This is a genomic window from Tardiphaga sp. (assembly GCF_025356345.1).
GTDB lineage: Bacteria > Pseudomonadota > Alphaproteobacteria > Rhizobiales > Xanthobacteraceae > Tardiphaga.
This window is the reverse complement of record NZ_JANXTC010000302.1, coordinates 1-7,413: the sequence shown is the minus strand read 5'-3', so window position 1 is coordinate 7,413 and position 7,413 is coordinate 1. Positions and strand designations below refer to the sequence as shown.

The following is a 7,413-nucleotide window of genomic DNA, read 5'->3' as shown; positions in this document are numbered from 1 at the left end:
GTCGACAGATCGCGCACCGAGATGCGTTCGGTGAGCAGCAGCTGCAGCACGCGCTGGATCCCCGACACCGTGATCAGCGACGGGACGATGTCCTTGACCAGTTCGCCCTGTTCCTTCGGCAGATCCTTCAGCAGCTTCTGTACTTCGCCATAGGACAGCAGGTCTGCGGTATTGCCCTTCAGCAGTTCGGTCAGATGCGTTGACAGCACCGTCGCGGCGTCGACGACGGTGTAGCCCTTCATGGTGGCTTCCTCCTTCAGCGAGGCGTCGACCCAGGTGGCCGGTAGCCCGAAGGTCGGCTCGGTGGTATGGATGCCCGGCACGTTGACCTGGTTGCCGCCGGGATCCATGACCATGTATTGCGCCGGCCAGATGCGGCCGGTGCCGGCATCGACTTCCTTGATCTTGATCACATAGGTGTTGGCCTCGAGCTGCACATTGTCGAGGATGCGCACCGACGGCATCACAAATCCCATTTCCACCGCCAGCGATTTGCGCAGCGCCTTGATCTGTTCGGTCAGGCGATCGGTCCCGTCGGGGCCGTTGACCAACGGCAGCAGCGCGTAGCCGAGCTCGATCTTAAGATCATCAATCTTCAGCGACGCCGAGATCGGCTCGTCGGCGGCTGCGGAAGCCGCTGCCGCGGCGACCGCGGGCGCCGCGGCAGCCTGTGCCTCGGCGGCCTTGACGACCTTGTTGCGCTTGCCGGCGCTGTACGAGAGATAGGCGGCGCCGCCGCCGAGCGCGAGGAAGGGCAGCATCGGGATGCCCGGCAACAGGCCAAGCACCAGCATCACGCCGGCCGACATGCCGAGCGCCTGCGGATAGCCGGAGAGCTGCTTCATGAGCGCCTTGTCGGCGGCGCCGGAAATACCGGCCTTCGACACCAGCAGGCCGGCCGCGGTCGACACGATCAGCGCGGGCACCTGGGTGACCAGACCGTCGCCTACGGTCAGCAGCGTGTAGGTGCGGGCGGCCTCGCCGAATGACAGGCCCTGCTGGGCCACGCCAATGATGATACCGCCGATAATGTTGATGAAGACGACGAGCAGGCCAGCGATGGCGTCGCCGCGCACGAACTTCGAGGCGCCGTCCATGGCGCCGAAGAAGCCACTTTCGTCCTCAAGGTCCTTGCGGCGCTTCTTCGCGGTGGCCTCGTCGATCAGGCCGGCGGAGAGATCGGCGTCGATCGCCATCTGCTTGCCGGGCATGGCGTCGAGGGTGAAGCGCGCCGCGACTTCCGCGATACGGCCCGAACCCTTGGTGATGACCACGAAATTCACGATCACCAGGATCGCGAACACGATGATGCCGATGACGAAATTGCCACCCATCACGAAATTGCCGAACGCCTCGATGACGTGGCCGGCGGCGGCGGTGCCCTCATGGCCGTGGGACAGGATCAGCCGGGTCGACGCCATGTTGAGCGACAGTCGCAGCATGGTCGAGATCAACAGGATGGTCGGAAACGCCGAGAATTCCAGCGGAGTCTGGATGAACAGCGCCGTCATCAGGATCAGGATCGACAGAGTGATGGAGATCGCCAGGAACAGGTCCAGCACGATCGCCGGCAGCGGCATGATCAGCACGACCAGGATGGTCAGGACGCCGAACGCCAGTGCCAGATCGCCGCGCAGCACCATGCTGCGTAAATCGGTGAAGGTGAAGCCGCCCTTGGGCGCCCCCAGACCCTGACCCGCGATCAAATCCGTCATCGTTGATGCTTCCTCCCGCGAAAATCGCTCGCGGGCGCCGAATCTTTGCGCGGCAGCCGGAGGGCCGCCGATCCGCAAGTGAGGCAACGCACTGGCATCCACGGGCATTCCCCCGATCGGCTGACGACACGCGATTCCACCCGGCAATTTTTGCCGTGTGTATGGTTATCAAACGGTTAACGCCGGCGCGTTGGGCGGCTCGCCACGGCTATTTCAAGTGGTCTGCATTGCATTTGCCTATTTTCGCGGCAGATCACTTGACCTCTGCCAAAGGTGCGACGAAGTTGCGGCCGTGTCCGTCGCCAGCCTTTCCAGGGATTCGCTGCCATTCGTTCCTGACTCCCGTCAGGCGTGGAACAGGCTCGCCATTGCGCTGGTCATCGGCTCGCTGGGCTGTGTCGGGATGTGGTCGGTGGTGGTGGCGCTGCCGGCGGTACAGACCGAGTTCGGAGCTTCGCGCGGGGAGGCTTCGCTGGCGTTCACGGTGGCCATGGTCGGCTACGGGCTGGGCGGAGTTATCGCCGGCAAGCTGACCGACCGGTTCGGAATCGTTGCCACCATCGCGCTGGCGGCGATCCTGATGGGCTTCGGCTACATCGCCGCGTCGCAAGCGGCGGCGCTGTGGCAGTTCAACATGATCCATTTCGTGATCGGCGCCGGCGCATCCGCGACCTTCGGGCCGCTGATGGCCGAGGCGTCGCACTGGTTCAAGCGTCGCCGCGGCTTTGCCGTCACCGTGGCCGCGACCGGCAGTTACGTGGGCGGCGCGCTCTGGCCCCCGCTGATCGGATGGGGCATCGAGAGCCATGGCTGGCGGGCGACCCATATCGGGATCGGGCTGGCCAGTTCACTGCTGTTGCTGGCGATGCTTGTCATCCTGCGCTGGCAGACCGGCGCCGGCTCGCGCCGCAGCCATCTTGACGCGCCGCCGCCCGAGGTCGACCTCCAACTCGGCAGCAATGCGCTCACTGGTCTGCTGTTCGTAGCGGGCATCGCCTGCTGCGTGGCTATGGCGATGCCACAGGTGCATATCGTCGCCTATTGCGGCGACCTCGGTTACGGCGTCACGCGCGGTGCCCAGATGCTGTCGCTGATGCTGGCGTTCGGGATCGTCAGCCGCGTGGGCTCGGGATTTCTGGCCGACCGCATCGGTGGCCTGCGCACGTTGCTGCTGGGATCGGTGCTGCAGGGCGTCGCGCTGCTGTTCTACCTGTTCTTTGATGGTCTGACGTCGCTCTACATGATTTCCGCGATGTTCGGCCTGTTCCAGGGCGGCATCGTGCCGGCCTATGCCATCATCATTCGTGAAGCGATGCCGGCATCGCAAGCCGCCGCGCGCGTTGGCATCGTGATCCTTGGTACTGTCGTCGGAATGTCGCTGGGCGGCTGGCTTTCCGGGGTGATCTTCGATGCTACCGGTTCCTATGCCGCGGCTTTCCTGAACGGACTGGGCTGGAACGCGCTGAACATTACCGTCATCATTGCGCTGCTGCTGCGTTCAAAGCGACGTTCGCAAGCGTAGCGACGGGCGGTCGCTATGTTATGTCGGCGACACCGCGATTAGCCGCCGCCATGTCGGGTACGGGTCGCGAATTATGTGGTTTGATCAATTTCGTATTATGTAACTCGTAACCCTCTGTTGGTAGTATGATCTAATATTTACTGAGTAATTCGCATCGTTTCGATGCGGCTGCATTTTGATAGTCGATACATAGTCAGGGCGTTATTTTGATCAATTCATTTTGGCGGTTGGTGCTGCGATTTCGCAGCGACCGACGCGGAAACATCGCGCTGCTGTTCGGGCTTCTGGCGGTACCGCTCACGATCTGCCTCGGATGCGCCGCCGACTATACGCGCGCCGCAAGTATCCGGGAATCCTTGCTGGCCGCGGCTGACGCGGCAAGCGTGGCGGCCGTTTCGGCCCAGTCGCCGGGCTTTCTGGCCGCTCAGTCGATGACGGCCGACGGGTCGGTTCCCGCCGCCATCACCGACGCGACCAACTTTTTCAACGGCAGGATTTCGACGGTCGGCGGTTACAGCTCGGTGACCCTTACCGTGAAGGTGAACAAGGTCGGCGCGATTTTGACCTCCTCGGTGAACTTTTCGGCAGTCGTGCCGACCACTTTCATGGCCATCGCCGGCTGGCGCAACCTGACGGTGACCAACGCATCGTCTTCGGCCGCTTCGCTGCCGACCTACCTGGATTTCTACCTGATGCTCGACGTGTCGGGCTCGATGGGACTGCCGTCCAATGACAGCGAGCAAGCCCGGCTCGCGGCGATCAATCCGGACAACTACTCCTCCTACCCCAAGGGCTGTACCTTCGCGTGCCACTTTTCCGCCAGCAATGCCTGTCCGGATTCCGGACAAAAATACAGCACCGGCGGTAAATGCATGGGCTACAGCCTGTCGCGAACCGCGGGGAATGTGGCCAATACGCCGGTCACCGGCTGTTCGGTTCCCGGCTCGTCAGCTTGCATCCAGCTGCGTGCGGACGCGGTCGGCAACGCCGTCCAGCAGCTGCTGGTGACGGCCAACGCCAAGGGAAAAGTCTCCAACCAGTTTCGTGTCGGGCTCTATCCCTTCATTCAGAAACTGTACACCTATGCCGCGCTGACCAGCAGCCTGGCGGGATCGTCCAGCACCCCCGGCACCATCAACTACGCAGCCGCCAACCTCGCCACCCTGCTCGATACCGGCGTCAATACCAGCCTGGGATCCGGCGGAACGCATTTCGAAAACGCTTTTCCGTCGATGAACAGTGTTATCACCAGCGTGGGAACCGGTACCACTTTCAACGACACGCTGCCGTTCGTCTTTCTGATCACCGATGGCGCGCAGAACAACCAGACGCAATCGGGCGGCACCTGGTCTGGAAACAACAACGCGACGGTGATCGACAGTACCTTGTGCACCAAGATGAAAAGCCGTGGCATCGTCATTTCCATTCTCTACGTGCCCTACCAGACGATTCAGAACCCCACCAGTTTCGGCAACAATGAGGATTATGCCGTCAACGCGATTATTCCGAATATTCCGGCGGCGCTGACAAGCTGTGCCTCACCCAAATTCTTCTTCACGGCGAACACGCCGGGTGACATTACCACCGCGCTGAATGCCATGTTCAATCAGGCACTGGTCACAGCGCACGTCACCAATTAGCGACGTCAGGGGTCAGCATGGTATGTCAATCAGCATCGGATCGGGACCCCGGAGCCTGGTCATGAGCGTGGTGAACACATCGCCGTTCCGCAATCGCTCACGGTTCTTCGTGAAGGGTCGGGTTCCAGACTCGGTCGCCCGGCGATAGCCTTCCAAACCAGCGGTGCAACAGGTTGTGGTCCAGTTGCTCCATCAGCCAGCGTTCCGAGTGGATGCCACGGAACACCGGCAACAGCGCGCGGAGCAATTTTTCCGGCGGGATCGAGGGACGGCCTTCCTTCGCATGGAGGTTGGCAAAGATGCGGCTCATCTCGCCCAGCACATCGCGGACCAGCGCCCGGATTTTCCTCAGCGGATGGTTCTGCGGCACCCGCGCATCCCGACTTCCACTGATTCACCAGCAAATTGAATCAGTAAATCAGCGCTGTCGCGAGAGGGGGCAGCAAACTGCTAGCCCTTCTGCATGCTCGAACCGCTGCACATGAGGCGGCCATCGGGCCTGGCTCTCGCGACGGCACGGCTTGACATAGGATCAACGTGCCGCAATGACCACGATCACGCCCTGCGAAAGCGGGGTCGGCGCTGTCGCGCACATGGCGACCGCCTTGCGAGGCAAGATATCCCTGAGGCGTTCGATGCCAATTTCGACAACTGTTCGTCCGACACTTTCCTTGGTGGTAATCACCCGCAACGAGGAAGCCAATATCGCCCGCTGCCTGCGCTCGGTTGATTTTGTCGACGATGTCGTGGTGGTGGACAATGGCAGTACCGATCGCACCGTCGAGATTGCGCGCTCGCTCGGCGCGCGCGTATTGGTGACACCGGACTGGCCGGGCTATGGACGTCAAAAGGCCCGTGCGCTCGATCTGGCGACCGGCGACTGGGTGCTGTCGCTGGATGCCGATGAGTGGATCGAGCCGCAATTCTCATCCGCCGTCCTGAAGGCGATGACCGATCCGAGCCCGCCGGACGCCTACAAGACGCCGCGTCGTTCGCGCTTTTGCGGCAAGATCGTCCGTCACAGCGGCTGGTCGCCCGATTATGTGGTTCGCCTGTTCAGGCGCGGTCATGCCCGGTTTTCCGATGACATGGTGCATGAGGGACTGATCGTGCCGGGCCGCATCAGCCGCGCCGCGTTCCGCATCGAGCATGACGGCATCACCTCGTGGATCGACGCGCAGCGCAAGATCGACCTGTATTCCGACCTTGCCGCGCAGCGCATGCATGACGAAGGCAAGCGGGGCGCCCCGCTGCAGCCGTTCCTGCACGGCTGGACCGCCTTCCTCAAGGCGCTGGTCTACCGCGCCGGCTTTCTCGACGGATCGGCTGGATTGGGCGTCGCCGAATATAATCGCCGCTACGCGCGTGACAAATGGATCAAGCTGTCGCGCCTCGGCAGGTAGATCGTGCCTCGATGGTGCATCGCCGACATGGCGGTGACGCTGCAACCGGCGATCAGACGACGCGGTTCTCCAGCGTGCCGATGCCCTCGATCCGGCACGTCACGACGTCGCCGCTCTGCAGCGCCCGCGGCGGCTCCATCGCATAGCCGACACCGGACGGCGTCCCGGTGGCGATGATGTCGCCGGGCTCCAGCGTCAGGCCGAGCGAGAGCTCGGCGATGATGCGGGTGATCGGGAAGATCATGTGTCGGGTGTTCGAGCGCTGCCGTATGGCACCGTTGACGCTGAGTTCGATATCGAGCGACTGCGGGTCGGCGATATCCCGCCGCAGCACCACGCTGGGACCGATCGGGCAACTGCCGTCGAGGCCCTTGCCCTTGAACCACTGGTCGTGCCGGCGCTGCAGATCGCGCGCGGTGACGTCGTTGATGATGGTGTAGCCGAAAATATGATCGAGCGCCTCGGCTTCCGGGATGTCGCGGCCACGCTTGCCGATGATCAGGCCGAGTTCGACCTCGTAGTCGAGCTTCTCGGTCAGGCCGGCATGGCGCAGGATCACGCCGCCTGGCGCCACGATGGCAGTCGGCGGCTTGGTGAAGAATTGTGGATATTCCGGCAGCTTGATTTCGGTGCCGCGCTCGCGATAGCCCTCGGCAACGTGATCGACGTAATTGCGCCCGACGCAGAACACGTTCTTCGAGGGCCGCGGAATCGGTGCCAGCAAATTGACGTCGGCAATTGGAAGCGTCGCATCCTTGAGGCCGCCGGCCTCTGCCAGCCGCATCAATTCGTCGGCGGCGGCGATTCCAGAGGCACCGGCATCGATCAGCGACAGCAGGCTGTCGAAAGCCGCCGCCGACACCGATGCAATGCCGGGGGTGGCTGACAGCGCGCGTTGCAGATCGAGGATTGCATCGTTGCCGATCAGGACGCCAAGCCGCGCGGGTCCGTTTTTCTGGAAGGTCACGAATTTCATGGTGGGTCTCTGTCAGATGTTGCGGCTGGCGGGCAGCGGTTACTTGGCTACCGCTGTAGCGGCGATATCGGATCTGTTCAACGTGCTTTCATCCCCGGCTGCCGCGCGGGCGTCACCGCCGAGGCAGGCTGATCGGTGGGTCGGCATTGTCCGCAAA

The 7,413-nt window shown here is 62.8% G+C and carries 5 protein-coding genes and 1 pseudogene; 3 read left to right on the top strand and 3 right to left on the bottom strand.

The annotated features are described in order from the left end of the window. Positions 1-1,817, bottom strand: a 1,817-nt coding sequence (locus Q0S16_RS18565) for a flagellar biosynthesis protein FlhA (RefSeq protein ID WP_295851235.1), incomplete at its 3' end; no start/stop codon positions are given. Between the two features lie 190 nt (positions 1,818-2,007). On the opposite strand from Q0S16_RS18565, the gene Q0S16_RS18560 reads away from it, so the two are divergent. Together Q0S16_RS18560 and Q0S16_RS18555 are read left to right on the top strand one after the other, a co-directional pair. Beyond that, positions 2,008-3,237 carry an MFS transporter gene (locus tag Q0S16_RS18560; RefSeq protein WP_295851234.1) on the top strand — a complete coding sequence of 410 codons (1,230 nt, stop codon included), beginning with the start codon at positions 2,008-2,010 and terminating at the stop codon, positions 3,235-3,237. A 230-nt stretch (positions 3,238-3,467) separates the two neighbouring features. Beyond that, entirely contained in the window at positions 3,468-4,877 is a 1,410-nt protein-coding gene (locus tag Q0S16_RS18555; RefSeq protein ID WP_295851232.1) for a pilus assembly protein TadG-related protein, read from the top strand. Positions 4,878-4,967: 90 nt separating this feature from the next. On the opposite strand, the pseudogene Q0S16_RS18550 reads toward Q0S16_RS18555, so the two are convergent. Further along, positions 4,968-5,271, bottom strand: a pseudogene (locus tag Q0S16_RS18550) (transposase); the annotation flags it as partial. Positions 5,272-5,551: 280 nt separating this feature from the next. On the opposite strand from Q0S16_RS18550, the gene Q0S16_RS18545 reads away from it, so the two are divergent. Then, positions 5,552-6,280, top strand: a complete 729-nt coding sequence (locus Q0S16_RS18545) for a glycosyltransferase family 2 protein (RefSeq protein ID WP_366517842.1) — start codon at positions 5,552-5,554, stop codon at positions 6,278-6,280. 52 nt (positions 6,281-6,332) lie between these two features. Here Q0S16_RS18545 and Q0S16_RS18540 read toward each other — a convergent pair whose 3' ends face one another. Further along, the gene (locus Q0S16_RS18540) at positions 6,333-7,256 is read right to left on the bottom strand and encodes a fumarylacetoacetate hydrolase family protein (protein ID WP_295851227.1); all 924 of its coding nucleotides are present in this window, start codon (positions 7,254-7,256) and stop codon (positions 6,333-6,335) included. Between the last annotated feature and the right edge of the window lie 157 nt (positions 7,257-7,413).